The organism is Streptomyces sp. NPDC034099 (assembly GCF_055575415.1).
Genome location: NZ_JBVISR010000005.1, coordinates 386,063 through 412,487 on the forward strand (window position 1 = coordinate 386,063; position 26,425 = coordinate 412,487).

Sequence of the window (26,425 nt, forward strand, 5' to 3'; positions counted from 1 at the left end):
GGGCGTGACCCTCATCGATCAGCTGCCGCGGACCGCCGACCCCGACGCCTTGTACGAAGCCTTCGAGGCGTGGGCCCAGGAACGCGGTCTCGCGCTCTACTCCCACCAGGAGGAGGCGCTGATCGAGGTGGTCTCCGGCGCGAACGTGATCGTGTCGACGCCCACCGGCTCCGGCAAGAGCATGATCGCGGCGGGCGCGCACTTCGCCGCCCTGGCCCGGGACGAGGTCACCTTCTACACGGCACCGATCAAGGCGCTGGTGTCGGAGAAGTTCTTCGAGCTGTGCAAGATCTTCGGCACCGAGAACGTGGGCATGCTGACCGGCGACGCCTCCGTGAACTCCGACGCCCCCGTCATCTGCTGCACGGCCGAGGTCCTGGCGTCCATCGCGCTGCGTGACGGCAAGCACGCGGACATCGGCCAGGTCGTCATGGACGAGTTCCACTTCTACGCGGAGCCGGACCGCGGCTGGGCCTGGCAGATTCCCCTGCTGGAACTGCCGCAGGCCCAGTTCGTCCTGATGTCGGCGACGCTCGGTGACGTCTCCTTCTTCGAGAAGGACCTCGCGCGCCGTACCGGCCGTCCCACCGCGGTGGTCCGCTCGGCCACCCGGCCGGTGCCGCTCTCCTACGAATTCCGCTACACACCGCTCACCGAGACGCTCACCGATCTTCTGGCGGCCCGGCAGGCCCCCGTGTACATCGTGCACTTCACCCAGGCGCAGGCCGTGGAGCGGGCACAGGCGCTGATGAGCATCAACATGTGCACGCGCGAGGAGAAGGAGCGGATCGCCGACCTCATCGGCAACTTCCGCTTCACCACGAAGTTCGGCCGCAATCTCTCCCGCTACGTGCGGCACGGCATCGGGGTCCACCACGCCGGCATGCTGCCCAAGTACCGGCGGCTGGTGGAGAAACTCGCGCAGGCCGGCCTGCTGAAGGTGATCTGCGGAACGGACACGCTCGGCGTGGGCGTCAACGTCCCGATCCGTACCGTGCTGTTCACGGCGCTGACCAAGTACGACGGCACCCGGGTGCGCACGCTGAGGGCCCGGGAGTTCCACCAGATCGCCGGGCGGGCCGGGCGGGCCGGGTTCGACACGGAGGGGTTCGTGGTCGCCCAGGCGCCCGAGCACGTCGTCGAGAACGAGAAGGCGCTCGCCAAGGCCGGTGACGACCCGAAGAAGCGGCGGAAGGTCGTCCGGAAGAAGGCTCCCGAGGGGTTCGTCGCCTGGTCGGAGAGCACGTTCGACAAGCTCATCGGCTCGGAGCCGGAACCCCTGACGTCCCGCTTCCGGGTCACGCACACCATGCTGCTGTCGGTGATCGCCCGTCCTGGCGACGCCTTCTCCGCGATGCGGCACCTGCTGGAGGACAACCACGAGCCGCGCCGGCAGCAGCTCAGGCACATCCGGCGGGCCATCGCCATCTACCGTTCGCTGCTGGACGGCGGCATCGTGGAGAAGCTCGACCAGCCGGACGCGGAGGGGCGCGTCGTGCGTCTCACGGTGGACCTCCAGCAGGACTTCGCGCTGAACCAGCCGCTGTCCACGTTCGCCCTGGCCGCCTTCGAACTGCTGGACCCGGAGTCGCCGTCGTACGCGTTGGACATGGTGTCGGTCGTGGAGTCCACGCTGGACGACCCGCGGCAGATCCTCGCCGCCCAGCAGAACAAGGCGCGTGGTGAGGCCGTGGCCGCGATGAAGGCGGACGGCGTCGAGTACGAGGAGCGCATGGAGCGCCTCCAGGACATCACGTACCCGAAGCCCTTGGAGGAGCTGCTCTTCCACGCCTACGACACGTACCGCAGGAGCCACCCCTGGGTCGGGGACCACCCGCTGTCCCCGAAGTCGGTCATCCGTGACATGTACGAACGGGCACTGACCTTCACGGAGCTGGTCTCCCACTACGAACTGGCCCGCACCGAGGGCATCGTGCTGCGCTACCTGGCGAGCGCCTACAAGGCCCTCGACCACACCGTGCCGGACGATCTGAAGTCCGAGGACCTCCAGGACCTGATCGAGTGGCTCGGCGAGATGGTGCGCCAGGTCGACTCCAGTCTCCTCGACGAGTGGGAGCAGCTCGCCAACCCGGAGGAGATGACCGCCGAGGAGGCGCAGGAGAAGGCCGATCAGGTACGGCCGGTCACCGCCAACGCGCGCGCCTTCCGTGTGCTGGTCCGCAACGCCATGTTCCGCCGTGTCGAGCTGGCTGCCCTGGACCAGGTCGGTGAGCTGGGCGAGATGGACGCCGACGCGGGCTGGGACGCCGACGCGTGGGGCGAGGCCATGGACAAGTACTGGGACGAGTACGACGACCTCGGCACCGGCCCGGACGCGCGCGGTCCGAAGCTGCTGATCATCGAGGAGGAGCCGCAGAACGGGCTGTGGCGCGTGCGGCAGATCTTCGACGACCCGAACGACGACCACGACTGGGGCATCAGTGCGGAGGTCGATCTCACCGCCTCGGACACGGAGGGCCGTGCGGTCGTCCGTGTCTCCGATGTCGGCCAGCTGTGAGCACAGGAGAACCCCACCCATGACGAATCCGGCCGAGAGCCTCGTCGCCCTCCTTGACCTGGAGCAGATCGAGGTCAACATCTTCCGTGGCCGAAGCCCCGAGGAGTCGCTGCAGCGGGTCTTCGGCGGCCAAGTGGCCGGCCAGGCGCTGGTCGCCGCGGGCCGCACCACCGACGGCGACCGCCCGGTGCACTCGCTGCACGCGTACTTCCTGCGTCCCGGACGCCCTGGCGTGCCGATCGTGTACCAGGTCGAACGGGACCGGGACGGACGGTCGTTCACCACCCGCCGGGTCACCGCGGTGCAGCAGGGCCGCACGATCTTCACGCTCACCGCCTCCTTTCACAAGCCTGAGCAGGGGAGTTTCGAGCACCAGCTGCCGCCGGCCCGCAAGGTCCCCGATCCGGAGTCCCTGCCGACGGTCACCGACGAGGTCCGGGAGCACCTGGGTACGCTGCCGGAGCAGTTCGAGCGCATGGCGCGCCGTCAGCCCTTCGACATCCGCTACGTCGACCGGCTGCGGTGGAGTGCCGAGGAGGTCGAGGGCGCCGAGCCGCGCAGCGCCGTGTGGATGCGCGCGGTCGGGCCGCTCGGCGACGATCCGCTCGTGCACACCTGCGCCCTGACCTACGCCAGTGACATGACGCTCCTGGACGCGGTGCGCATCCCGGTGGAGCCGTTGTGGGGTCCCCGGGGGTTCGACATGGCGTCGCTGGACCACGCCATGTGGTTCCACCGGCCGTTCCGGGCCGACGAGTGGTTCCTGTACGACCAGGAGTCGCCGATCGCGACCGGTGGGCGCGGGCTGGCCCGTGGGCGGATCTACGACACGGAGGGACGCATGCTGGTGTCCGTGGTGCAGGAAGGGCTTTTCCGGGCTCTGTAGGTCAGGAGTCTCTGCGCCAGAGCCTGCCGATCAGGCCGCTCAACCCTCGGGGGTGCTCCGCCTCGGGCGGCGCGGGGTGCTCCGCCTCGGGCCGCCCTGATTGTGCCGTCTCGCCCTGTACGGATCGCGGACCGCGCGGGCCAGGCACGGCGTGCAGGGCCGGGCGGGGGGCCGGACGGTGTCGGCGGGCCGTGTCCACAGCGGCCGCCAGGTCCGAGCGGAGCCAGTCGACCTCGTCCGGGTCGGCGGCCGTCAGGAGCTCCTCGGCGAGCTGCGCGGCCGGGGAGCCCGGTGAGCCGTGCGTAGCGGGTGCGGGGCGGAACCGGCGCAGATGGGAGCGCTCGTAGGGATCGGTGACGACGTCCGAGATCTCGGCGGCGCCGAGCAGCGACGCAATCGCCGCGGCCCGGGCCCAGGGGTCGTCAGCCTGCCGGAGCAGGAATCCGAGATGCCTTCCCCGCCAGTTGCGAGGACGCAGGTCAAGCCCTTCTTCCAGCTGGTCCCGCAGTCCTTCGGGTGTGCGGCCCTTCAGCAGTGCGGTGTTGCGCCCGTCGGCCCTGAACTGCCGCAGCTCCTCCGCCAGATACAGCCAGACGACGGCGCGGTACCGGTTGACGTAGAACTTCACGGGCACCAGCAGTCCCAGCCGCGCGAGACGGGTGAACCGGGCCGTGGTCACGTCCATGAGGGCCGCGCCCTCCGTGGTCCCGACGGCCCGGACACCGGCCCGGAGCACCTCGGGGAAACCGTCCGACGCCCGGATCCGGTCGATCTCGCCGCGGGGGACGCGCCGCCCGCCTCCTCCGTCGTCGGGTACCGTACGGACCCGGCCGAGCTGCACAGCGAGGTCGAACTCGCTTCGCCTGAGGCCCAGTTCCCGGGCCGCGCGATGGAGTGCGACCGAGGCGCCCCGGGTGGTGCCGGTCGGCTCGTCGACCGGGGCGACCCCGTGCGTGATGGTGTTGCCGGACATGATGCGTCTCCCCCGTGGAGTGTGTGGCCGGCGCCGTCCGCGCCCGCTGACACAAAAAACCGTAGCCGCTGCCGCGGCATCCGTGACGAGCCTGTGGATAACTCTGCGGCCGACCACCGGGGACATCGAAAGCGCAGGTCAGGGCTGGGTGGGCGATATCCGTCCCGGCTGCCGCGCGTCGACGTCGAGGTGCTCGCCCACCCGGTTCACGAGCAGTGTCATCTCGTACGCGATCTGCCCGATGTCGGCCTCCGCCCCGCTGAGCACGCACAGGCAACTGCCCGAACCCGCGGCGGTGACGAACAGCACGGCCTCGTCGAACTCGACCATCGTCTGCCGTACCTGACCGGCGCCGAAGTGACGGCCCGAGCCCTTGGCCAGGCTGTGCAGTCCGGACGAGACGGCGGCGAGATGCTCGGCGTCCTCGCGTCGCAGGCCCGTACTCGCACCGGTCACCAGTCCGTCGTTGGACAGGACCAACGCGTGCCGTACGTGTTCGACGCGCGTGGTCAGGTCGTCGAGCAACCAGCCCAGTCCCTGGTTCTGCACCATGATCGGATCTCCCCGTGTCTCCCCGTACGCGTTGCCTCCCCCTGGCCGGGGGATCCGTCCGCCAGCCTTCACCACGCCCGTGCTCCGGGCAAGGAGGATGGGGGCATGGCACAGAAGATGACCGATGAGGAATGGCGGGCGTTCGTCTCGGACGGCACCCGCACCGGAAAGCTCTCGACCGTTCGGGCCGACGGCAGCCCGCACGTGGCGCCGATCTGGTTCCTGCTGGAGGGGGACGACCTGGTGTTCAACACCGGCAAGGACACCGTGAAGGGGCGCAATCTGGTCCGTGACGGCCGTGTCGCCCTGTGCGTGGACGACGACCGGCCGCCCTTCGACTTCGTCGTGCTGCAGGGGCGTGCGCGGATCTCGGAGGACCTCGGCGAACTGCGGCACTGGGCCGCCCGCATCGCCGCCCGCTACATGGGCGAGGAACGGGCCGAGGAGTTCGGGGCGCGCAACGGCGTCCCGGGCGAACTCCTCGTCCGTGTCACCGTGGACAAGGTCCTGGCCCAGAAGTCGGTGGCGGACTGACGGCCTCCCTGTCCTGGCGCCGGCCCGGTCAGCGAACGGAGTCGAGGAGCCGGGCGGTGTGCATCCGCCCGGCGTACTCGACGAGCCGGATCAGCACCTCCTTCCCCGAGTCGCGGTCCCGGGCGTCACACAGCACCACGGGCGTTCCCGGGTCGAGGTCGAGAGCCCGCAGGACGCTGTGCTCGTCGTGGCGGCGTGCTCCCGTGAAGCAGTTCACGGCCACCACGAACGGGATGTGCCGGTGTTCGAAGTAGTCCACCGCGGGGAAGCAGTCCGCCAGGCGCCGGGTGTCCGCGAGGACGACGGCGCCGAGCGCGCCCTGCGCCAGTTCGTCCCAGAGGAACCAGAACCGGTCCTGTCCCGGCGTGCCGAAGAGGTAGAGGGAGAGGCCGGAACGGATGGTGATGCGGCCGAAATCCATGGCGACGGTCGTGGTGACCTTCCGGTCGACGCCGTCCGTGTCGTCCACCAGCCGTCCGGCCTCGCTGAGCAGTTCCTCCGTGCGCAGCGGCCTGATCTCACTGACGGCGCCCACCAGGGTGGTCTTGCCCACGCCGAACCCTCCGGCGACCAGGATCTTCAGCGCCAGCGCGGTCGTGTCGCCGTCCGTGGCGTCAAAGCGTTCGGAGACCATCGATCACTTCTCTCGGTGCGGGTGGTGCACGTGGGTGCCGGTCGTGGTCCTTCGGGCTTCTCTACAGTGCGCGCAGTCCGTCGATCACTTCGCGCAGGATCCGTTCGTCGGGCAACTGCGCCGGCGGCACGGGGCGGCTGACCGTCACGCACCCCAGTTCCACCAGGTCGCCGAGGAGCACCCTGACGACACCCACGGGCAGATCCGCGTCGGCGGCGAGCTCGGCGACCGACTGGGTCTCCGTGCGGCACAGGCCGATCAGGGTGCGGTGTTCCGGTCCGAGCACGGTGGTGTCGACGTCCGGTGCGCCGACCGCGCGCGTGACGAGGGCGATCAGGTCGAACCGCACTCCCGAGGGGCCCGGCCGGGTGCGGCCGCCGGTCATCGCGTAGGGGCGGACGAGGGGTCCGGCCTCCTTGTCGTACCACTGGCTGCCCCGGCCTTCCCGGTCGCCGCCCGTGATCTCGTCGGTCATCCTCGGGGCCCTTCCCGGTCATGCGCCGAAGGGTGGTCGGGCGGCGGCACGTGGCGCGGTGTGCAGGTGCTCGCCGACGCGTCTCACCAGCCGTGCCATCTCGTAGGCCACGAGACCGATGTCCACGGTCACGGCGGTGAGGACGGCGAGGCAGGAGCCGTCTCCCGCCGCGGCCACGAACAGGAACCCGTCGTCCATCTCGACCATGGTCTGGTGCACGCCCCCGGCGCCGAAGTGGCGGCCCGCCCCCTTGGCCAGGCTGTGGAAGCCGGAGGCGACGGCGGCGAGGTGCTCGGCGTCCTCGCGGCCCAGGTCGTTCGACGCGCCCACGGCGAGCCCGTCGTTCGACAGCACCACGGCGTGCCGCACCTCGTGCACGTGTCCGACGAGGTCGTCCAGGAGCCAGTCGAGTTCGCGGGTCCGCCGGGCGGTTCCCGTGCCGGGATTCTGGATCATGCGGGGTCTCCTTCGGTACGGTCGCCGGTCGGCGGCTCCGGCGGTGCCGGGCGGCCGGGGCGACGGCCACCGCCGCGCGACCAGCCGTCGCGGTAGGCGGCCATGCGGTCCCGCACGGCCTCGGGGGTGCGCTCCTCGTCGCCGCGCGCGGGGCCGGGCCGCGCAGGGCCCACGGGGCCCCCGTCGCGCAGTTGGGGGGCGAGACTGGCCTGCCGGACCCGGCGGGGAAGGTCGTCGGCCTCCCCGGTCGGCTGCGGTGGGCGTGAGCCGCCGCTCTTCGCGGGGGCTCGGGAGGCATCGGGGTCGTCGGAGGACCGGTGCAGTCGCAGCGCGGGCGCTCCCGGAGGCCGGCCGGCTGTGGTGGTGCGCGTCCCCGTCGGTGCCGCGGATGCCAGTGCCGGCCGGTCGACCGGCGCGGTTACGGGGCCCTGCCCCCCGGCAGCACCGGGGACACGCGCGTACAGGTGCTCCTCGGGCCGGGCCGCCTCCTGTGCCGCCTCCGGAGGAGTTGCCGCCGTTTCGCCGTGCAGAAGGGCGGTGGGCAGGAGGACGACTGCGGTGGTACCGCCGTAGGGGGAAGTCTTGAGGTGCACCTTGATGTCCTGCCGCGCGGCGAGTCGGCTGACGACGAACAGGCCGAGCCGGTCGCTGTCGAACAAGTCGAGCGTCTCGGACCGTGCGATGCGGTGGTTGGCCTCGGCGAGGGCGTCCTTGCCCATGCCGAGACCGCGGTCCTCGACCTCGATCGCGTAGCCGTTGCCCACGGGTTCGCCCGTGACCCGCACACGCGTGTGGGGTGGCGAGAACTGGGCGGCATTCTCGATGATCTCGGCCAGGAGGTGGGTGACGTCGGCGACGGCGGCGCCCTTGACGGACGCCTCGGGGAGCTGTCGTACCTCCACGCGCGCGTAGTCCTCGATTTCGGAGACGGCGGCACGGACCACGTCGGTCAGAGAGACCGGTATCCGCCAGGCGCGGCCTGGTGCCGCACCGGAGAGGATGATCAGGCTCTCGGCGTGGCGCCGCATGCGGGTGGTGAGGTGGTCGAGCCGGAAGAGGTCGCTGAGTTCGTTCGGGTCGTCGGAACGACGTTCCATGCTGTCCAGAAGGCTCAGTTGACGGTGGACGAGGATCTGGCTGCGGCGGGCGAGGTTGACGAAGACCCCGGCGATGCCGCCGGCGAGTTCGGCACGTTCCACCGCGGCGCGCAGGGCTGCCCGGTGCACGCTGGCCAGGGCCTCGGCGACCTGCCCCGCCTCGTCCTCGGCAGGAGGCCGGGGCGGTGCCTCGGACCGGATGTCCATCTCGTCCCCCGCGCGCAGCCTGCGCATCGCCTCGGGGAGTTTGTGCCGGGCTATCTCCAGGGCGCTGTCGCGCAGGCTCACCAGTTCCACCACCAGGCCACGGCCGATGCGGACGGAGATGACGAGCGACGCGGCGACGGCGAGGAGGCCGAAGAGGACCGCGGCCCCGGCCGGAGTGAGCACACCGCGGGTGAACGGGTCGGTCCGGTCGGCGACCGAACGCCCGGCGTCCCGCTCGATGGCCCGCATGCCGTCCCGTATGCGCGGGTGCGCCTCTTCCCAGGCGGACCGGGGTGCCGTCGCCTCGACGGTGCCTCCCCGCGAACCGCTGTCGAGCAGCCGGTCCTCCGTGGCGCCCACGGCCAGGTAGGCATCGCTGTGGGCAAGGTCCCGCCAGGCCGCGCGTTCGTCGCCGCGCAGATCGGCGACGGCGGACTCGGTCAGCGTCCGGCGGGTGTCGACTGCGCCGGTGAACAGACGCAGTCGCGCACCGGCGAGTCCGTCGGCCAGGCGGGCACCGGCCAGCAGGGCGTCCTCCTGGGCCAGTGCCTCGCCCGCGCGCGCGAACTCGACCAGGACGCGCGCGTCGGAGCCCGGATCGGTGTTCTGAACACCGCTCAGCGCGCCGCCCACGTGGAAGGCCGTCGAGATGGCTGCCGTATAGCGGCGGTAGGCCTCTTCCCAGTCCGCGCGGCGGTCGAGGACGGCGGTGCGCAGCGACCCCAGTCCTTCGGCCCCGGCGACGAACGCCTCGAGCCGCCGGGCCACTCCGGCGGGCAGTTCCTCGCTGTCGGCCACGGTGTGGTGGTCGCCGAGCCGCAGCTTTCCCACCGCGCGGTCGGTGCGCGCGGTCAGTTCCCGGAAGTCGGCACCCGGTACCGACGACGGGTCGGTGGCGTGACGGACGGCCGCGAGCCGCTCGGTCTGCAGGGCGGCGACGGTGGCGCTCACGGGGACCCGGACCCGGGCGTCCACGCGCTGGACCTGCCGTAGCCGGGAGATGTCCTGGGCGGTGGTGACGGTGGCGTACGCCCACAGGGCGAGGAGGGAGACGACGGGCACCATCAGGAGGCAGACGATCCTGGCGCGCACGGTGCGGGGCTGCAGGCGCCCGGGCCACGCGCGCGTGGTGGACGGGCCGCCCGCCTCGCCGGGGGGCTCGGCCGGACCCTCGTCGGCGGGTGCTCCGGCATGCGCGCGTCGGCCGCGAACGGAGGGCTGGGGAGTCTGGGGCGGCGTCCCGACGCCTGCTTCGGGCGTGGGAGGTACGGGGGTGGCTCGGGGCGGGCGCATGGCCTCCTCGCTCGGGACGGGGTCGGTGCGTTGTCGCCGGGCCCTGCGGCCCGGGTCCGCCGTTACGGGGCGGCGCTCCCAGCGGGTTGCTGCCTGGCCGAGGTGGACGCCCCGCCCTCCCCGGCCGTCGGCGACAGCGCGACGAAGGCCGACGTCAGGAAGAGGTAGGACCCGAGGCCGACGGCGAGGGGGAAGATGAACTGCATCGCCGTGGCCCCGGGCAGTGGCTCGCCGGAGGGCGTGACGCGCACGCTCACCGCGAACATGCCGGTGTAGTGCATGCTGCTCACCGCCGCCCCCATGATCAGCGAGGCGAGGGTGACCGCGAGGGGCGACTCGGTGTTGAGCGCCGCCCACAGGGCCGCGGTGGCGGCTGCGACGGCTATGAGCACGGAGAGTCCTACACGTACCGGGTCGTAGTTCACCTCGCCGTGCAGGCGCATGGCCGCCATGCCGAGATAGTGCATGCTCGCGACACCGAACCCCGTGGTGAGTCCGCCGAGCAGCAGTGCTCGCACCCGGTTGCGGCCGTAGCCGACGGCGAAGACGCCCGCGCAGACGACGAGCACGGCGACGAGCAGACTCACGAGGGTGAGCGGTACGTCGTACCGGATGTCGGTGCCGCTGACCCGGAAGCCGAGCATGGCGACGAAGTGCATCGTCCAGATGCCCGTGCCGATCGCCGAGGCCGCGGTCAGCAGCCAGTTGCGGCGTGTGCGCCCGGTGGCGGCCAGCGCGCGCACGGTGCAGCGCAGTCCGAGGGCCGCGCCGGTACAGGCCATCGCGTACGACAGCGCGGGTGTCAGCCAGCCCAGGGCGGCGTGGTCCAGGTGTCCCATGGCCCAGGGACGCTAGTCCCGAACGGGGCGCACAACGGGGGCGCATTTCGAAAGGTGCTGCTATCTGACGCAGAGAGGCGCTGGAACGATCGCGTCACGCTCGAACATGTGCGCTGCGGCATCTTCCGTGCTCTTGAGACATCATGCGAGGCATGAGCGACGACCACACGCACGTACAGGAGTTCTTCGGCTCCCGGGCCGCCGACTGGGACCGGCGGTTCCCCGACGACGGTCCGGCCTACACGGCCGCGGTCGCCGAGCTGGGGCTGCGCGAAGGCGATCGCGTACTGGACGCGGGGTGCGGCACCGGCCGGGCCCTGCCCCCGTTGCGTACAGCCGTGGGGCCGGCGGGGCTGGTCGTCGGGGCCGATCTGACTCCTGCCATGCTCCAGGCCGCCGTACGGGCCGGCAGGGACCGTGACGGGCGCCTGCTGCTGACCGACGTGGCCGCGCTGCCCCTGCGTTCCCGGGTGCTGGACGCGGTGTTCGCGGCGGGTCTCGTCGCGCACCTGCCCGACCCCGCCGGGAATCTGCGGGAGTTGGCGCGCGTCGTGCGTCCCGGTGGTGTGCTGGCGCTGTTCCACCCGATCGGCCGGGCGGCGCTCGCGGCCCGGCAGGGACGGCAACTCACGCCGGACGATCTGCGCGCCGAGCGCAACCTCCGTCCGCTGCTGGCCGGTTCCGGATGGGACATGACGGCGTACGTCGACGAGGACGCCCGGTTCCTGGCCCTGGCGACCCGCGCGGGCTGAGTCAGCCCCGTCCGGCGACCGCCGCCACGAACGCGTCGGGGCGGTCGAGCATGACGTTGTGCCCGGCTCCCGGCACGGTCGTCACCCGCACGCCCGCGGCCTCCAGGGACTCCCGGCCCTCCAGTTCGCCGCTGAGTCCTCCCTGGAGGTACACGCGCTCGACCGTGAGCCCTTCGAGAAGGGTGCGCATTACGGGATCCGATCCCCGGCACAGCCCGACCGCGGAGCGGTGCAGGGCGCGTGGATCCGTCAGCCTCATCGTCGCCGCCCACTGGGGGCCGACGGCCTCCAGCACGCGCGCGTGGCCGCCGTGGACGAAATCGTCCTCCTCGTAGGAGGCGATGATGCTGCTGCCCGCGGTCGGCGGCGGGGCAGCGTCGAGGTTGGCCTCCGTGAGGACCAGGCGGGAGACCAGTTCCGGCCTCCGGTGGGCGAGGACGACGGCCACGGCACCACCCATGCTGTGCGCGACCAGTTCGGCTCCGGCCAGTCCCGCCTCGTCCAGAACGGCGGCCAGCGCGTCGGCGTGGTCGACCAGTGTGTACCCGAAGTGCTCCGGGCGGTCGCTGATGCCGTGGCCCGGCAGATCGACGAAGAGGCTGCGCCGCCCCGCCAGTTCCGCACGCGCCGCGATGTGGGCGTGGTACACGGAGGAGACCGAGCCGAGCCCGTGCACGTACACGCGCGCGGGTCCCTCGCCGGGCGTCTCCGTCCAGCGAATGCGACTCCCCTTGTCGTCGAACCGTGCCTCGTTCAAACCGTCCCCCTGTGGAGTGCCACGCTTCCCTTGCTTCTTCTGAGGATACATCGCTACCGATGTATAGCGCGACCGATGTACACCGAGACGGAAGCCGCGAGCGCAGTGGGAGATAATGCGGGCATGCTGGAGCTCGCCGTCCTCGGTTTCCTCTACGACTCCCCACTGCACGGCTACGAGCTGCGCAAGCGCATCACCGCATTGACGGGACACGTGCGGCCGGTCGCCGAGAGCACGCTCTACCCCGCGATCAAGCGTCTGGAGAAGGCGGGCCTCCTGGCGCGCACCACACAGCCCGGCTCCGTGGCCGCGCCGCGTCATGTGCTGAGCCTGACCGAGGAGGGGCGACGGGAGCTGCGCCGACGGCTCGCCGAACCCGTTCAGCGCGACATCACCGACGAGAACCGCTGGTTCACGGTGCTCGCCTTCCTCCGGCATCTGGAGGACGCCCCCGCCCAGGCCGCTGTACTGCGCCGACGGCTCGCCTTCCTGGAGGAGCCCGCGAGCTTCTTCTACGACGGTGACCGCCCGCTGGGCGCGGAGGAGTTGGACGACCCCTTCCGGCGTGGCGTACTGATCGTCGCGAGGGCCACCTCGCGGGCCGAACTCAGCTGGCTGGAGGAGACGATCGCTTCACTCGGCGGCTGACGCGCCGATGTGGCGGACCGGGCAGCCCCGGACGCCGGGAACCGGACGGGTGCCCAGATCGGCCAGCCGGTAGCCGTTCGGGTAGCCCTTGATCTCCCGGTTCTGACGGGCGTGGTGCGGGGCACGCCTCGGCGGCAGCAGACGGACCACGCGTCCGCGCAGTCTGACGGCGTGGCGCACGGCCGCGCGAGCGGCGGGGCGCGGCGGGGTGTAGCCGAAGGCCCGCAGCAGGGGCTCGTCGAGCAGGGCGAGGGTCCCGGTGCGCAGGATCGGCGCGAGAGGGCGGGGATACCAGGACGCCATGAGGTCGAGCGTGGCGTCGGAGACGCGGCGCGCGCCCTCGTCCCAGGCGAAGTGGGCCTCCTCGTAGGCGTCGAGACAGGCTTCGAACTCCTCGTAGGAACCGGGAATGTCCCTGATACCCATGTGCCGTCCCAGCGTGCGGTAGTGGACGGCGGAGGCGACGGTCTCGTGGCGCGACATCCTGCGCCACCCGTAGGTGTCGATCCAGCGTTTGGGGATCACGACGAACGTGCACAGGACGTACCGCATGTCGTCGTTGGTGATGTCGTAGCTGCGGTGCATCCGGTTGATGCGCCGGATGGCCGTGCGACCCTGCTCGCTGTCGACTCCGTGCTCGACCACGGCGTCGAGCAGCAGCGCCGTGTCGTCGTACCGCTTCTGGGGCCGGTCGGTGAACTCCGCCGTCTCGGCGAGCAGCCGGCCGATGCTCGGCACGGCGTAGGTGCGGTAGAGCGCCAGCTCCAGGGCGCGGGCGAAGTCCCAGGGGAACTCGTAGGCCGAGGAGAGCCGATAGATCTCCGAGGCGTCCTCGTAGGGATCCATGCGCCGGATCCGTGCCAGTAGTTCGAACCGCCGCACCCTGACCGCCCCCTTCTGTCGTCGAGGCTTCAACTCTACGTTGAGCAGCGAGAGATGCACGGTCGGTCAGGATGATCGCATGGGGAGGGTGGTCCGCTTGTTCGGCAGGATTCGCGAGGCTTGGGACAGATCCCGCACCGCTCGGCGCACGGAGCAGAACAAGGAGGGGAACGCGGGAGGCGGTCCCCGCTCGCACAACCTCTTCGAGGCCGCGGCCGCTTATGTCTCGGCGTGTGTGGACGACGATCAGGACCGGATCGACGAGGCGGCGGGCCGCGTGTCGCCGGAGGCCCTGTCGTTCGGGGTCAACGAACTGGCGTGCCGGGCCGTGATCGCCCTCGCGCGGGAACGGGACGAGCCCCCGCGGGACGTGGCTCGCGCGCTCCTCGGTCTGCCCGCGAGCTGAGCGTCGCACCCCGGGTGCCGTGTGGCGATTCGCCCCCGTCCAACCGGAAAGCTGCAGCTCGGGTGCGTCCGGGAATCGTGACAAGGGCTTCCCGGGAGCACTAGGGTGCCCGCCATTGGACGAACCGATGGGGAGGATGGGATGGCTGGGACGGACGAGGACGCCGTCGCCGCCGCGGACGATGCGCTCTACGTGCTCACGGCGGTGCTGCTGACGCCGGCGAAGTTCCCGAGTGTGCTGGGCGACGACTACCCGGAGGCGTGCGCCGCGCTCGGTCTCCCACCGCTGGCCGACGGCTACGGCCTGGTGCTCGGCCAGGACGGCGACGGCGCCCGGTGGACCGTCGTCATCGACGACGTCTCCCTGGTCGCGGTCGCCGTGGCGTCCTGGGACTGCGGCATGGAGTACGACCTGTCCCCGGACGAGCGAACGGTCGTCACGGCGCTGCCCGGCTGGCCCCTCGCGGTCGCCGTGGCGGCACCCGGTGTGCCCGAACCGCACGACCCGGGACCCGAGTCCACCGACCAGCCCGCGCTGTGCCCGCCGGACACCACTGTCTGGGGTCCGGCGCAGCGCCGTCTGGGGGCCGACGAGATCGCCCTGCAGTGGGCCCAGTGGCGGGAGCAGATCGACGACGCGGAGTTCCCGACGCCGGGCGGCGACACCGTGGACGAGGCCGTCGCCGTGGACGACCCGACCGGCGCCGAAACCTTCCGGCACGAGGGTGTCCGACGGGTCCTCGCGGAGGCCCGCGGCTACATCGGCACACCGCCGCCGCTCGGCCGGGTCCGGTCCTCGTTCGCGCCGGGAGACGCGCGGACGCTGCGTGCGGACGGCCCCGGCTGGTCGCTCGTCGCCAGGACCGACGACATCGCGTTCGTCCTGCTCGACGAGGAGCCCGGTGAGGTTTTGCCGGTGGGGCGGGGACCGTCGCTGCCCGGACTCCTGGAAGCCCTCGACAAGATGGCCGTACGGCCGAGCTGACCCGGGACACGGAAGGCGCCCCCACCCCTCGGCCCAGGGGAAGCAGGCGTCCCCGACTGTCTTCAACCGCCATGACCCACGCTCCACAGATGTGGCTCCAGCCCATGGAGCAGGTCGTGGCGGACCCGCACGATGGGGCAGCCCTCGGCTCCACTCCCCCATCGCTCGGAGGACCTGATGCGTCTGCCCCGTGGTGTCCCGTTCCTCGCCGCCGTCCTGACCGCCGTCTCGCTCACCGGGCCGTCTCCCACCGCCACGGCCGCCGACACCGGCGCACACTGCGCCCGGAAGGAGCGCGTGCGGGTGCCGGGCGCGGCTGTGCAGCGCAGCACCTGCCTGGCCGACCTGACGACCACGGGACTGGCGGGCACCCCGTACACCGACCTCGCGGACCAGGCCGGGCTGACGGCGAGGGGGACACGGACACCGTCCGGGGTTCCCGGCATCCAGGTCGACGGGTACTTCCCGGACTCCTCGCGCTTCAACACCACGCACGGCTGGCGGCACGACGCCCAGTTCGTGATCCGGCTGCCGGACCACTGGAACGGCGGCCTGGTCGTGACGGGGGCGCCGGGCACCCGCAAGCAGTACGCCACGGACAAGGCGATCTCCGACCGCGTACTGGCGCAGGGGTACGCGTACGCCGCGACCGACAAGGGCAACAGCGGAACGGACTTCTACCGGGACGGCAAGCGGCCCGGAGACGCGGTCGCGGAGTGGAACGCACGGACCACCCAGCTCACCCGGGCCGCCCGGCAGGCCGCCGCCCGGCGCTACGGGCACGCCCCGCGGCGCACGTACGTCGCCGGCATCTCCAACGGCGGCTATCTCACCCGCTGGCAGTTGGAGAACCACCCCGAGCTCTACGACGGCGGCGTGGACTGGGAGGGGGCGCTGTGGGCCGAGGACGGCCCCGGACTGCTCACCTCTCTTCCGGCGACGGTGGCCCGGACGCTGGGCACGGCCCGGGACGAGGACCTGTACGCGGTGGGGTTCGCGCGCGGTTCGGAGTTTCTGTGGCCGTACCACGAGAAGGCCTACTGGGGCGTGACGCAGAAGATCTACCGAGCCGAGTTCGACCCGGCCTACGACCCCTACTGCCCCGGGCCCACCGCCGGGTCCTCCGCCGAGGAGATACTGGCGCCTTGCCCGTCCGACGCGACGTACGACTACGCGACCCGTCCTGCCTCCGTCCACCGCGCGGTGGCACGGGTGGCATTGACCGGACGCATCGGGAAGCCGCTGATCACACTGCACGGCGATCTGGACGCGCTGCTTCCGAAGGCCGCCGACTCCGACGTGTACGCACGGATGGTCGACGCGAGCGGGCGCGGCCGGCTGCACCGCTACTACACGGTCGGGGGCGGGACCCACGTCGACGGACTGTACGACACGTATCCCGACAGGCTGCGGCCGATCCTCCCCTGTTTCCGTTCCGCGTTCGACGTGCTGACCGGGTGGGTGGAGCGGGGCACTCCGCCACCGGTGGACCACACGGTCGGTGAACCCTCGAACGGCGACGTGCTGAACTCCTGCGCCCTGACCGAGCCGGCCACGACGCGGCGTTAGCGCCTCAGCGGCCTATCTCCTTGCGCGAGACACGGCGCAGCCTGCGCCGCTGTGACGGGTCGAGGGTGAGGTAAGCGGCGGCCGGGACTCCCAGAACTATCAGCAGGGCGGCCCACCAGGGCAGCCAGATCAGCAGGATGAGCCCGACCGCCACACCCCCCGCTGCGACCTTGGCGTTCTTCGACATGATGTCGCCTCCTTCGCGGCCACTGCCGCTCTCTGTCCTGAAAACGGACCCGCGCTCCCGCCGGTTCCGCGGCGCGACCCTGAGAACTCCCTGAGGACCGACCCTTAGACGCCCCTGAGAGCTCGTCGTCCCGACTGAGTCCGGGGGCTCCGGGAGACACCTCCCCATCCGAAGAGTGAGCCATGCCACAAACCAATCGCAGCCCAAGAGTTCAGTGATCGCATATACTCGGCCGCCGCGCCCCGGCTAGTCAAATTTGAGGAATACGTCATCGCTGCGCAGAACGCTCTTCCGACCCCCTCCGAGATCACCGCACTCGTCGACTGCTGCGCCGTCTTCCTGCCCGGCGATCCAGCACGCACCGGCACAGTCGCCTTCTGGCGGCCCGACGGCGAAGCGCCCGGCACCGTCCCCTCGGGGACCGCGGGATGCCTGACGGTCGTACTGCCCGACGACGAAGGCGTGGAAGCGGTGAGCGTGCCGGCGGTGCTGCTCCCGGTGCGGGCCGCCCTGCCGGTGCTCACACGCGCGCGTGCCCGTGCGGACGGACATCGGGCGTCGGTGTTCTGGGGAGTGGTCGCGGTCGAGGCCCTGCATCTCGTGGCCCGGGGGCTGCTGCTGCCCGGCCTGTCCGCGGGCGGGCACGACGCCTGGCGCGCGGGCCCGCTGGGCGCGGAGGAGACCGAGCGGGTCCGCCATCTCGCCGCGGCCATGCCGCCCGAGGCGCACGCGGTCCCGGTCGACGACACGGGTCCCCCGCGCCTGCCCGATCCGGAACATCTGGTGCGTTCCTTCCTGGACGCCGTCGCGGACACGCTGCCCCGTTCCCCCGCCGCCGAACTCCTGACGGCCGGGCCCGCCTACGCCTCGAGGGAGCCCCGGCTCTCGCCCGAGCTGCGCGAATGGGCCCTGGACGTCGCCGCGGGGCACGACACGGGCGTACGGCTGTCACTGCGTATCGAGGTGCGGGGGCTGTCGGCCGCGGCTCCCCAGGACGCCCGGCCGGCGTTCCGGGCTGTGCCCCAGGTGCACAGCGTCAGTGATCCCGCGCTCGTCGCCGACACCGCTCAGGTGTGGGCCGGCACCGTGGGCGCCGCGTTCGGCACGCGCGCGCGGATGGACGCCCTGCTCGCCCTGCGCCGGGCGGCACGGGCCTGGCCCTCGCTCACGCCCCTGCTGTCGGCGGCCGTACCGGACGCGGTCGAGCTCACCGACGAGGAGGTCGCCGAGCTGCTCGGACCCGGCTCCCGTGCGCTCGCCGGCGCCGGAGTGGACGTGCACTGGCCGAGGGAGCTGGCCCGCGACCTGACCGAGCGCGCCGAGGTGGGACCACCCGACGGCGATCCCGAGCCGCGTACCGCTGCGTCCGAGGCCGGCGCGTCGTTCCTGTCCGCCGACGCGCTGCTCGCCTTCAACTGGACGTTCGCCCTGGGCGGCGAGGGCCTCACGCGCGAGGAGCTTGACCTGCTCGCCGAGGCCAATCGCCCGGTCGTGCGCCTGCGCGACCAGTGGGTGCTCGTCGCCCCCGAGGAGGCCCGCCGGGCCCGTGCCCGGCAGGACCGCAAGGTCACGCCGGTCGACGCGCTCGCCGCCGCCCTGACGGGCTCGACGGAGGTCGACGGGCGCCGTGTGGAGGTGCGTCCCACGGGGTGGCTGGCGACCCTGCGGGAGCGCCTCGCCGACCCCGAGACCCAGGAGGCCGTGGCGCAGCCCGCCGCCCTGGAGGCCACGCTGCGCGACTACCAGCGACGAGGCCTCAACTGGCTGGTCCGCATGACGTCGTTGGGCCTCGGCTGCTGTCTCGCCGACGACATGGGGCTCGGGAAGACCATCACCCTGATCGCCCTGCATCTGCACCGGCAGACGGACGCGGACGCCGCCGGTCCCACCCTGGTGGTCTGCCCGACCTCCCTGATGGGCAACTGGCAGCGGGAGATCGAGCGGTTCGCGCCCGGCACGCCCGTACGCCGCTTCCACGGCACCCGCCGCGACCTCGACGACCTCGCGGACGGCGAGTTCGTGCTGACGACCTACGGCACCATGCGCCTGGACACCGACCGGCTCTCCGCCGTGCCGTGGGGCATGGTCGTGGCGGACGAGGCGCAGCACGTGAAGAACCCCTACTCCGAGACCGCGCGGCGACTGCGCTCCATCGGCGCCCGCGCGCGCGTGGCGCTCACCGGCACCCCGGTGGAGAACAACCTCTCGGAACTGTGGGCCGTCCTCGACTGGGCCACACCCGGGCTGCTGGGCCGGCTCGGCGGCTTCCGCCGGCACTACGCCCAGGCCGTCGAGGGCGGACACGACCCGGTGGCGGCGGAGCGACTGGCCCGGCTCGTCAGGCCCTTCCTGCTGCGGCGCCGCAAATCGGACCCCGGGATCGCACCGGAGCTGCCGCCGAAGACCGAGACGGACCATCCCGTGTCGCTGACGGCGGAACAGACGGGCCTGTACGAGGCGGTGGTGCGCGAGGCGCTCGCGGAGATCGCCGGGGCGGACCACATGGCACGGCGCGGCCTGATCGTGAAGCTGCTGACGAGCCTCAAGCAGATCTGCAACCACCCGGCACAGTTCCTCAAGGAGGACCGGCCGAAGATCACCGGTCGCTCCGGGAAGCTGGAACTGCTGGACGAGCTGCTCGACACGATCCTCGCCGAGGAGGCGAGCGTGCTGGTCTTCACGCAGTACGTGCAGATGGCACGGCTCCTGGAACAGCACCTGGCCGCGCGGGGCGTGTCGTCGATGTTCCTGCACGGCGGCACGTCCGTCACCGCGCGGGAGTCGCTGGTGCGGCGGTTCCAGGACGGCGAGGTCCCGGTCTTCCTGCTGTCGCTGAAGGCGGCGGGCACGGGACTGAACCTCACGCGCGCGGAGCACGTCGTGCACTACGACCGCTGGTGGAACCCGGCCGTCGAGGCGCAGGCCACCGACCGTGCCTACCGCATCGGTCAGACCCGCCCCGTGCAGGTGCACCGGCTGATCACGGAGGGGACCATCGAGGACCGCATCGCCGCCCTGCTGAACCGCAAGAGGGAACTCGCCGACGCCGTTCTGGGCTCGGGCGACGCGGCGCTCACGGAACTGACGGACGCGGAACTGGCCGACCTGGTCGAACTGCGAGGGGGTACGCGATGACTCGGTACGACGACGAGGCGGAACGGACGTTCGTCGCGCTGCCGCCCGCGCAGGGGCAGGGCTTCGCGCAGACCTGGTGGGGTCGCGCCTGGCTGAAGTCGCTGGAGGACGCGGCGATGGACGCGGCGCAGGTGAAGACGGGGCGCAGGCTCGCGCGTGCGGGAGCGGTCGGCGCGGTCTCGGTGCGGCCGGGACGCATCACCGCGGTCGTCCAGGACCGGGACCGCACGGCGCATCGGGCCGACGTTCTTCTGGAGCAACTCTCCGACGCGCAGTGGGACCGCTTCGTCGACATGGCGATCGAGCGTTCCGGGCATGTCGCGGCGCTGCTGGACCGCGACATGCCGCCGCACCTCGTGGAGGACGCCGCGGCGGCCGGCATCGACCTGCTGCCGGGCATGGGCGACCTGGAACCGGAGTGCGACTGCGATGCCTGGGACCACTGCGGGCACACCGCGGCGCTCTGCTACCAGGTGGCCAGGCTGCTGGACCAGGATCCCTTCGTCCTGTTGCTGATGCGGGGCCGCGCGGAGGGCGCCGTACTGGAAGCGCTCCAGAGCCACGGCTCGGCACCCGCTCAGGAGGTCGCTTCCGGACCGGAGGGTGTGGACGCAGCCGAGGCGTACGCGGCGGGGCAGGTGCTGCCTCCCCTGCCCGCGCCGCCCGGCCTCGGGGACGGCCCGGGGCTGCCTCCGTCCCTGGACACGGAGGCGGGCTCCCCGCCGGGCGTCGACCCGTCCGGCCTGTTCTTCCTGGCCTGCCGGACGGCGGCGGAGGCCCACCGCCTGCTCGCCGAGGCCCTGCGCGGCGGGCACGACCGACGGGCCATGGCCGCGGAGCCGACCGTGGCGCAGGACGCGGTGCGCTTGGCCGCGGGGGATCCCGGACCGGATGTGCTGGACCGCCTCGGTGCGGGTTCGGGGCGCACGCGAGAGGCAATGGCCGTGGCCGTACACGCCTGGCGGCTCGGGGGTGAGGCAGCCCTGTCCGTGCTCGAGGAGGAGTGGGCGGTGGAGGGTGACACGCTCGCACGCGCGCGTGCGGCACTGGAGTCGGCATGGGAGGAGGACGAGCGGCCGGCGTTGCGGGCGCGGGCCAACCGGTGGACCGTCGTCGGCGCGCCGCACCAGCTCCGGCTGGACCGCGAGGGGCGTTGGTGGCCGTACCGCGGAGAGCACGGCCGATGGGTCCCCGTGGGCGGGGCCGCCCAGGACCCGGCGACGGCCCTGTCCGCGGCGGCCCTCGCGACGGGGGACGAGCCCTGACACCGGGCCCGGCCCGGTTCAGCGCCGCCTGGCCCGGCCCTGCGCTTTCTCTTCGCCGTCCCGTCCGGGGCGCGTGGATTCGGGCTGTCGGCGATCCGGACGGGCTCCGGCCCCGTCCGCGAGGGAGGGGGCCGGAGCACGCACACGGGGGCCGGAGCGGTCAGCGGGCGCCGAGGAGGTGGTCCATGGCGAGCTGGTCGAGGTGCTCGAAGGCCATGCCGCGCGCGGCGGCCGCGTCCACGTCGAAGGTGTCGTAGGCGCTCCGGTCGGCCAGCAGCGCGGCGAGACCGTCCTCGGCGGTCGGACGGGCCAGCTCGTCCAGCCGGGCCGCGGCCAGCGCCTCCTGCACCTGCGGGTCGGCGCGGAAGGCCGCGGCCCGGTCCTTCAGGATCAGGTAGTTGCGCATGCAGCCGGCCGCCGACGCCCACACGCCGTCGAGGTCCTCGGTCCGCGGCGGCTTGAAGTCGAAGTGCCGCGGACCCGCGTACCCGGCCCGCTCCAGCAGGTCGACGAGCCAGAACGCGGCCCGCAGGTCGCCCGCCCCGAACCGCAGGTCCTGGTCGTACTTGATGCCCGACTGGCCGTTGAGGTCGATGTGGAAGAGCTTGCCCGCCCACAGCGCCTGGGCGATCCCGTGGGGGAAGTTCAGACCGGCCATCTGCTCGTGGCCGACCTCCGGGTTCACGCCGTACAGCTCCGGACGTTCGAGGCGCTCGATGAAGGCCAGCGCGTGCCCGACCGTCGGGAGCAGGATGTCACCGCGCGGCTCGTTCGGCTTCGGCTCGATCGCGAACTTCAGGTCGTAGCCCTGCTCGGTGACGTACTCGCCCAGCAGGTCGAAGGCCTCCTTCATCCGGTCCAGGGCGTCCCGCACGTCCTTGGCCGCGCCGGACTCCGCGCCCTCCCGGCCGCCCCAGGCCACGTAGACGCTCGCGCCCAGCTCGACCGCGAGGTCGATGTTGCGGATCGTCTTGCGCAGCGCGTAACGGCGCACGTCCCGGTCGTTGGCCGTGAAGGCGCCGTCCTTGAAGACGGGGTGCGTGAACAGGTTCGTCGTCGCCATCGGCACCTTCATGCCGGTCGCGTCCAGGGCCTGCCGGAACCGCTTGATGTGCGACTCGCGCTCGGTGTCGCTCGACCCGAACGGAATCAGGTCGTCGTCGTGGAACGTGACGCCGTACGCGCCCAGCTCCGACAGACGCCGCACGGACTCCGCCGGGTCCAGGGCCCGCCGGGTGGCCTCACCGAACGGGTCACGGCCCTGCCAGCCGACCGTCCACAAACCGAACGTGAACCTGTCCTCGGGAGTGGGCTGGTAGTTCATTCCGCGGCTCCTCACTCGCTGCCGGTCAATCGCTGCCGACTATTTCGTCATGGCGCTTTACAAATTAGTATGCACACACGGTCCTGGGAAGGCACAAGGTGTCCGCCGAGGAGTGAAGGCCGGGTCCCAGCACCCGCGGAAGAGGGAGAAGCCCGATGTCAGCAGCCGAGGGTCCGCTCGTCGTCGGCGTGGACACGTCCACCCAGTCCACCAAGGCACTGGTCGTCGACGCGGCCACCGGCCAGGTCGTCGCGAGCGGCCAGGCGCCCCACACCGTGTCCTCCGGGGCCGGCCGCGAGAGCGATCCCCGCCAGTGGTGGGAAGCGCTGGGCGAGGCCCTGGCCCAGTGCGGCGACGCCGCCCGCGAGGCCGCCGCGGTCTCCATCGGCGGGCAGCAGCACGGCCTGGTCACGCTGGACGCGCGGGGCGAGCCGGTGCGCCCCGCCCTGCTGTGGAACGACGTGCGCTCGGCCCCGCAGGCCCGCCGACTGATCGACGAGCTGGGCGGGGCCAAGGCCTGGGCGGAGCGCACGGGGAGCGTCCCCAGCGCCTCCTTCACGGTCACCAAGTGGGCGTGGCTGGCCGAGCAGGAGCCGGACGCGGTCCGCGCGGTGAAGGCCGTACGGCTCCCCCACGACTACCTCACCGAGCGCCTCACCGGCGAAGGGACCACCGACCGCGGCGACGCGTCCGGCACCGGCTGGTGGGCGTCGGGCACGGAGGCGTACGACGAGGGCATCCTCGCGCGCGTGGGACTCGATCCGGCGTTGCTGCCCCGGGTCGTCCGGCCCGGCGAGGTGGCCGGCACGGTGCGCGACGGCCACGGCCTGCCGTTCTCCAAGGGCACCCTGGTCGCCGCCGGCACCGGCGACAACGCGGCCGCCGCGCTGGGCCTCGGCCTGCGCCCCGGCGTCCCGGTGATGAGCCTCGGCACGTCGGGCACGGTGTACGCCGTGTCGCAGCGCCGGCCCGCCGACCCGACCGGCACGGTGGCGGGCTTCGCCGACGCGCGCGGTGACTGGCTTCCGCTGGCCTGCACCCTCAACTGCACGCTCGCCGTCGACCGCGTCGCGGCCCTGCTGGGCCTGGACCGGGAAGCCGTCGAGCCGGGCACCGACGCCACGTTCCTGCCCTTCCTGGACGGCGAGCGCACACCGAACCTCCCGCACTCCTCCGGTCTCCTGTACGGGCTGCGGCACGACACGACCGCCGGCCAGCTGCTCCAGGCCGCGTACGACGGCGCCGTCCACTCGCTGCTCGGCGCGCTCGACCTCGTCCTGGACGCCGACGCGGACCCGTCCGCGCCACTGCTGCTGATCGGCGGCGGCGCCCGGGGCACGGCCTGGCAGCAGACGGTACGGCGGCTGTCGGGACGCCCGGTCCAGATCCCGGAGGCCAAGGAGCTGGTCGCGCTCGGCGCCGCGGCACAGGCGGCCGGCCTGCTGACCGGCGAGGACGCGGCCGCCGTGGCCCGGCGTTGGAACACGGCCGCAGGACCGGTGCTCGACGCCGTGGAACGGGACCGGGCGACGCTGAACAGGATCACCGGGGTACTCTCCGACGCGGCACCGCTGCTGGAACGGGACGCGACCGCCCGCTGAGGACGTGCCCCGCGCGGGCCCTGCCGCCGGCGGACGGTACGCCAACGGTCGCGGGTGCGCCGCAGGGGGGCGCAGCCGGACCTGACGTGCGTAGCCACCCCGCCCGGCGTGTCCGGCATCGGACGGCACACCGTGCACCGCGACCAGCGGTCACCGGCCGGAGGCCGGATCGAGCGACGACGGAACGAGGACTGACGGAGGCATGACCGCACCGCCGCACGAAGCCCACCCACCCCGTCCCGGACGCGCGCTGCCGGACACCCAGCAGGGAATGCGCCGCCGCAATCTCGCGCGGGTGATGCACACCGTCAGCGCCGAGGGCCCACTGTCCCGGGCCGCGGTCGCCTCACGGATCGGGCTGACGCGAGCGGCGGTGTCTAGCCTCGTGGACGAACTCGTCCGCTCGGGCCTGCTGGAGGAGCTGGGTCCCGAGCGCCCCGGCCGCGTGGGCCGGCCCGGGTCGGCGCTCGCTGTCAGCGCGCAGGGCCCGGCCGGCATCGGCGCGGAGGTCGGCGTCGACCATCTCGCGGTCTGCGCGGTCGACCTGCGCGGCCGGGTACGCGCGCGTGCCGTGCGGTACGGCAGCAATCGAGGCCGTTCTCCGGAGCCGGTGCTCGCGCAGCTCACCGCGCTGGTACGGCAGGTCGTGTCGGAGGCGGAGGCCGAGGGACTGTGGCCGGCGGGGCTCGCGGTGGCCGTGCCGGGTCTCGTGGCCCGGGACGGCCGGACCGTCGTACGCGCCCCGAACCTGGACTGGCACGACGCCGACCTCGGCGCGCTGCTGCCCGCGGACCTGCCACCGGCGGTGGACAACGAGGCCAACTTCGGCGCGCTCGCCGAACTCTGGCTCGGTGACGGCACGCCCCGGGACTTCCTGCACGTCTCGGCCGAGATCGGCATCGGTGCGGCCGTGGTGTTCGACGGCCGGCTGCTGCGCGGTACCCGCGGGTTCGCCGGTGAGCTGGGGCATGTGCCGGTCCATCCCGACGGGCCCGAGTGCGCCTGCGGCGGGCGCGGGTGCCTGGAGCAGTACGCCGGCGAGAAGGCGGTACTGCGTGCGGCGGGAGTGGAACCCGGGGAAGACCGCGTCGGGCTGCTCGCCGGACGTGCGGCGGAGGGCGACGAGGACGTACGGCGTGCTCTGCGCGAGGCGGGCACGGCACTCGGCATCGCCCTGACCGGGGCGGTGAACCTGCTGGACCCCGAGGGCGTGGTGCTGGGCGGCGCCCTGGCCGGTCTCGCGCCCTGGCTGCTGCCGTCGCTGCGTGACGAACTGGCCCGGCGCACGGCCGGCCCCGCCTGCCCGGTCGCGGTCTCGGAGCTGGGTCCGCAGGGACCGCTGCTCGGCGCCGCGCACTCCGTGGTGCGGGCCGTCCTGGACGACCCGGGCGCCCTGGCGGAGCGGGCCTGACGCCTGCCCGGCGGAGGGTCCGCCGACGGCCTGGCCCGTCGCTCCGATTCACTCGATCGAGTGAGCGGTGTGTCCACAAGGCGGTGGCTGTCCACGGAACGGCGCGGCGCTCTACTGCGCAACCCCCGCCCCCCGTACGGTGATTCACGCGGACGCACCTCGCCCCGGGGCGGTCGGACGTCCGCGTCGGCGTTCTGCTGCGCGGTTCATGCCGCTCCGTCATGTCGCTGCGACCTGTCGGTGCGGCAAGTCGGTGCGGCATGTCGTTCCCTCGTGCCGCACGGCCGAGCAGCCACCCCTCACCGGGCCCAGGGCCCCTCCGACGAAAGGGCAATCCCATGGAAAGGGAAAGGACAGCACCCGCTCCGACCAGGCGGCGGCTCCTCCAGGGCGCCGCGCTGGCCACCGTCCCGTACACCCTGCTCTCCGGTACACAGGCCACCGCGCGGGCCCGTGCCGTCGACTACCCCTCCGCGGAGTGGCTGCCGGCGAACACGTCGAACTACAGCCGGTCGAGCCGCCCCACGGCCTACCCCGTCGACTATGTGGTCGTCCACGTCACGCAGGAGACGTACGCCGACACCCTGTCCATCTTCCGCGATCCCGAGAGGCAGGTGTCCGCGCACTACGTCGTCCGGTCCTCCGACGGGCACGTCGCACAGTGTGTCCGGGAGACGGACATCGCCTGGCACGCGGGCAACTGGGACTACAACACCCGCAGCATCGGGATCGAACACGAGGGGTGGGTGGACCGGCCCGAGTACTTCACCGACGCCCTCTACGAGCAGTCGGCCCGGCTCACCGCGGCGGTCTGCACCTCCTACGGAATTCCCATGGACCGCACGCACATCATCGCGCACCACGAGGTGCCCGGCAGCGACCACACGGACCCGGGGCCCTTCTGGGACTGGACCCGCTACATCAGACTGGTCAACCTCTCCTGACCGCTCCCCCGGCCTCTTCACCCGGTCCTCTCGGAACGCCACCTTCGGGTGATCCGGCTGGTCGAAGTGGTTGTCCGCGCGGAGCAGCGGAGTCAC

Annotated in this window: 24 protein-coding genes; 13 read left to right on the top strand and 11 right to left on the bottom strand. The window is 72.4% G+C overall.

The features are described 5' to 3' along the window. Window positions 1–4: 4 nt before the first annotated feature. Window positions 5–2,518, top strand: coding sequence for a DEAD/DEAH box helicase (locus ACZ56V_RS17570; RefSeq protein ID WP_468943191.1), 2,514 nt, complete (start codon window positions 5–7; stop codon window positions 2,516–2,518). A gap of 19 nt (window positions 2,519–2,537) precedes the next feature. Next, window positions 2,538–3,404, top strand: a complete 867-nt coding sequence (locus ACZ56V_RS17575; protein WP_356372702.1) for an acyl-CoA thioesterase — start codon at window positions 2,538–2,540, stop codon at window positions 3,402–3,404. Between the two features lies 1 nt (window position 3,405). On the opposite strand, the gene ACZ56V_RS17580 is transcribed toward ACZ56V_RS17575, so the two are convergent. Further along, window positions 3,406–4,377 carry a DUF6397 family protein gene (locus ACZ56V_RS17580; protein ID WP_467381353.1) on the bottom strand — a complete coding sequence of 324 codons (972 nt, stop codon included), beginning with the start codon at window positions 4,375–4,377 and terminating at the stop codon, window positions 3,406–3,408. Between the two features lie 138 nt (window positions 4,378–4,515). Then, window positions 4,516–4,929: a roadblock/LC7 domain-containing protein gene (locus ACZ56V_RS17585; protein ID WP_356372706.1), complete on the bottom strand. Its 414-nt coding sequence runs from the start codon at window positions 4,927–4,929 to the stop codon at window positions 4,516–4,518. A 105-nt stretch (window positions 4,930–5,034) separates the two neighbouring features. Here ACZ56V_RS17585 and ACZ56V_RS17590 point away from each other — a divergent pair, with 105 nt between their 5' ends. Further along, window positions 5,035–5,463, top strand: coding sequence for a PPOX class F420-dependent oxidoreductase (locus ACZ56V_RS17590; RefSeq protein WP_356372708.1), 429 nt, complete (start codon window positions 5,035–5,037; stop codon window positions 5,461–5,463). Between the two features lie 28 nt (window positions 5,464–5,491). Here ACZ56V_RS17590 and ACZ56V_RS17595 read toward each other — a convergent pair whose 3' ends face one another. The 5 genes from ACZ56V_RS17595 to ACZ56V_RS17615 form a co-directional block, all read right to left on the bottom strand. Beyond that, entirely contained in the window at window positions 5,492–6,097 is a 606-nt protein-coding gene (locus ACZ56V_RS17595) for a GTP-binding protein (RefSeq protein WP_398911954.1), read from the bottom strand. A 61-nt stretch (window positions 6,098–6,158) separates the two neighbouring features. Next, the gene (locus ACZ56V_RS17600; RefSeq protein ID WP_398911955.1) at window positions 6,159–6,572 is read right to left on the bottom strand and encodes a DUF742 domain-containing protein; all 414 of its coding nucleotides are present in this window, start codon (window positions 6,570–6,572) and stop codon (window positions 6,159–6,161) included. Window positions 6,573–6,590: 18 nt separating this feature from the next. Further along, window positions 6,591–7,028, bottom strand: coding sequence for a roadblock/LC7 domain-containing protein (locus tag ACZ56V_RS17605; protein WP_398912140.1), 438 nt, complete (start codon window positions 7,026–7,028; stop codon window positions 6,591–6,593). Next, on the bottom strand, window positions 7,025–9,625 hold the full coding sequence (locus tag ACZ56V_RS17610; protein WP_468943197.1) for a sensor histidine kinase: 2,601 nt from the start codon (window positions 9,623–9,625) through the stop codon (window positions 7,025–7,027). The genes ACZ56V_RS17605 and ACZ56V_RS17610 overlap by 4 nt, the downstream gene beginning before the upstream one ends. 62 nt (window positions 9,626–9,687) lie before the next feature. Continuing rightward, window positions 9,688–10,464, bottom strand: a complete 777-nt coding sequence (locus ACZ56V_RS17615) for an MHYT domain-containing protein (protein WP_398911957.1) — start codon at window positions 10,462–10,464, stop codon at window positions 9,688–9,690. Between the two features lie 152 nt (window positions 10,465–10,616). On the opposite strand from ACZ56V_RS17615, the gene ACZ56V_RS17620 reads away from it, so the two are divergent. Further along, on the top strand, window positions 10,617–11,216 hold the full coding sequence (locus tag ACZ56V_RS17620; protein ID WP_398911958.1) for a class I SAM-dependent methyltransferase: 600 nt from the start codon (window positions 10,617–10,619) through the stop codon (window positions 11,214–11,216). Window position 11,217: 1 nt separating this feature from the next. On the opposite strand, the gene ACZ56V_RS17625 is transcribed toward ACZ56V_RS17620, so the two are convergent. After that, window positions 11,218–11,973 (bottom strand): alpha/beta fold hydrolase, encoded by a 756-nt coding sequence (locus ACZ56V_RS17625; protein WP_468943201.1) that lies wholly within the window; start codon window positions 11,971–11,973, stop codon window positions 11,218–11,220. Between the two features lie 123 nt (window positions 11,974–12,096). On the opposite strand from ACZ56V_RS17625, the gene ACZ56V_RS17630 reads away from it, so the two are divergent. Next, window positions 12,097–12,621 (top strand): PadR family transcriptional regulator, encoded by a 525-nt coding sequence (locus ACZ56V_RS17630; protein WP_468943204.1) that lies wholly within the window; start codon window positions 12,097–12,099, stop codon window positions 12,619–12,621. On the opposite strand, the gene ACZ56V_RS17635 is transcribed toward ACZ56V_RS17630, so the two are convergent. Further along, complete coding sequence (locus ACZ56V_RS17635) at window positions 12,607–13,467, bottom strand: oxygenase MpaB family protein (protein ID WP_468943206.1); 861 nt, start codon at window positions 13,465–13,467, stop codon at window positions 12,607–12,609. The genes ACZ56V_RS17630 and ACZ56V_RS17635 overlap by 15 nt on opposite strands. A 115-nt stretch (window positions 13,468–13,582) precedes the next feature. Here ACZ56V_RS17635 and ACZ56V_RS17640 point away from each other — a divergent pair, with 115 nt between their 5' ends. From ACZ56V_RS17640 to ACZ56V_RS17650, 3 genes are all read left to right on the top strand, one after another. Next, a complete protein-coding gene (locus tag ACZ56V_RS17640; RefSeq protein ID WP_468943209.1) occupies window positions 13,583–13,909 on the top strand; it encodes a hypothetical protein in 327 nt (108 codons plus the stop codon). A 141-nt stretch (window positions 13,910–14,050) separates the two neighbouring features. Next, window positions 14,051–14,893, top strand: a complete 843-nt coding sequence (locus ACZ56V_RS17645; RefSeq protein ID WP_356365187.1) for a hypothetical protein — start codon at window positions 14,051–14,053, stop codon at window positions 14,891–14,893. A gap of 177 nt (window positions 14,894–15,070) precedes the next feature. Beyond that, window positions 15,071–16,462, top strand: coding sequence for a tannase/feruloyl esterase family alpha/beta hydrolase (locus tag ACZ56V_RS17650; RefSeq protein ID WP_468943211.1), 1,392 nt, complete (start codon window positions 15,071–15,073; stop codon window positions 16,460–16,462). 4 nt (window positions 16,463–16,466) lie between these two features. Here ACZ56V_RS17650 and ACZ56V_RS17655 read toward each other — a convergent pair whose 3' ends face one another. Next, window positions 16,467–16,649 carry a hypothetical protein gene (locus ACZ56V_RS17655; RefSeq protein ID WP_059297537.1) on the bottom strand — a complete coding sequence of 61 codons (183 nt, stop codon included), beginning with the start codon at window positions 16,647–16,649 and terminating at the stop codon, window positions 16,467–16,469. A gap of 270 nt (window positions 16,650–16,919) precedes the next feature. On the opposite strand from ACZ56V_RS17655, the gene ACZ56V_RS17660 reads away from it, so the two are divergent. Next, complete coding sequence (locus ACZ56V_RS17660) at window positions 16,920–19,784, top strand: DEAD/DEAH box helicase (protein ID WP_468943504.1); 2,865 nt, start codon at window positions 16,920–16,922, stop codon at window positions 19,782–19,784. Beyond that, complete coding sequence (locus tag ACZ56V_RS17665; protein ID WP_467381368.1) at window positions 19,781–21,049, top strand: SWF or SNF family helicase; 1,269 nt, start codon at window positions 19,781–19,783, stop codon at window positions 21,047–21,049. Before ACZ56V_RS17660 ends, ACZ56V_RS17665 begins: the two co-directional genes overlap by 4 nt. A 160-nt stretch (window positions 21,050–21,209) precedes the next feature. Here ACZ56V_RS17665 and xylA read toward each other — a convergent pair whose 3' ends face one another. Continuing rightward, entirely contained in the window at window positions 21,210–22,373 is a 1,164-nt protein-coding gene (gene xylA / locus ACZ56V_RS17670; RefSeq protein WP_398911966.1) for a xylose isomerase, read from the bottom strand. Window positions 22,374–22,528: 155 nt separating this feature from the next. Between xylA and xylB the strand changes: the two genes are divergently transcribed. The 3 genes from xylB (at window position 22,529) to ACZ56V_RS17685 (ending at window position 26,329) form a co-directional block, all read left to right on the top strand. Further along, window positions 22,529–23,974, top strand: coding sequence for a xylulokinase (gene xylB / locus ACZ56V_RS17675; RefSeq protein ID WP_468943215.1), 1,446 nt, complete (start codon window positions 22,529–22,531; stop codon window positions 23,972–23,974). A gap of 202 nt (window positions 23,975–24,176) precedes the next feature. After that, complete coding sequence (locus tag ACZ56V_RS17680) at window positions 24,177–25,385, top strand: ROK family protein (protein ID WP_398911969.1); 1,209 nt, start codon at window positions 24,177–24,179, stop codon at window positions 25,383–25,385. Between the two features lie 338 nt (window positions 25,386–25,723). Further along, window positions 25,724–26,329: an N-acetylmuramoyl-L-alanine amidase gene (locus ACZ56V_RS17685; protein WP_398911970.1), complete on the top strand. Its 606-nt coding sequence runs from the start codon at window positions 25,724–25,726 to the stop codon at window positions 26,327–26,329. Window positions 26,330–26,425: the final 96 nt, after the last annotated feature.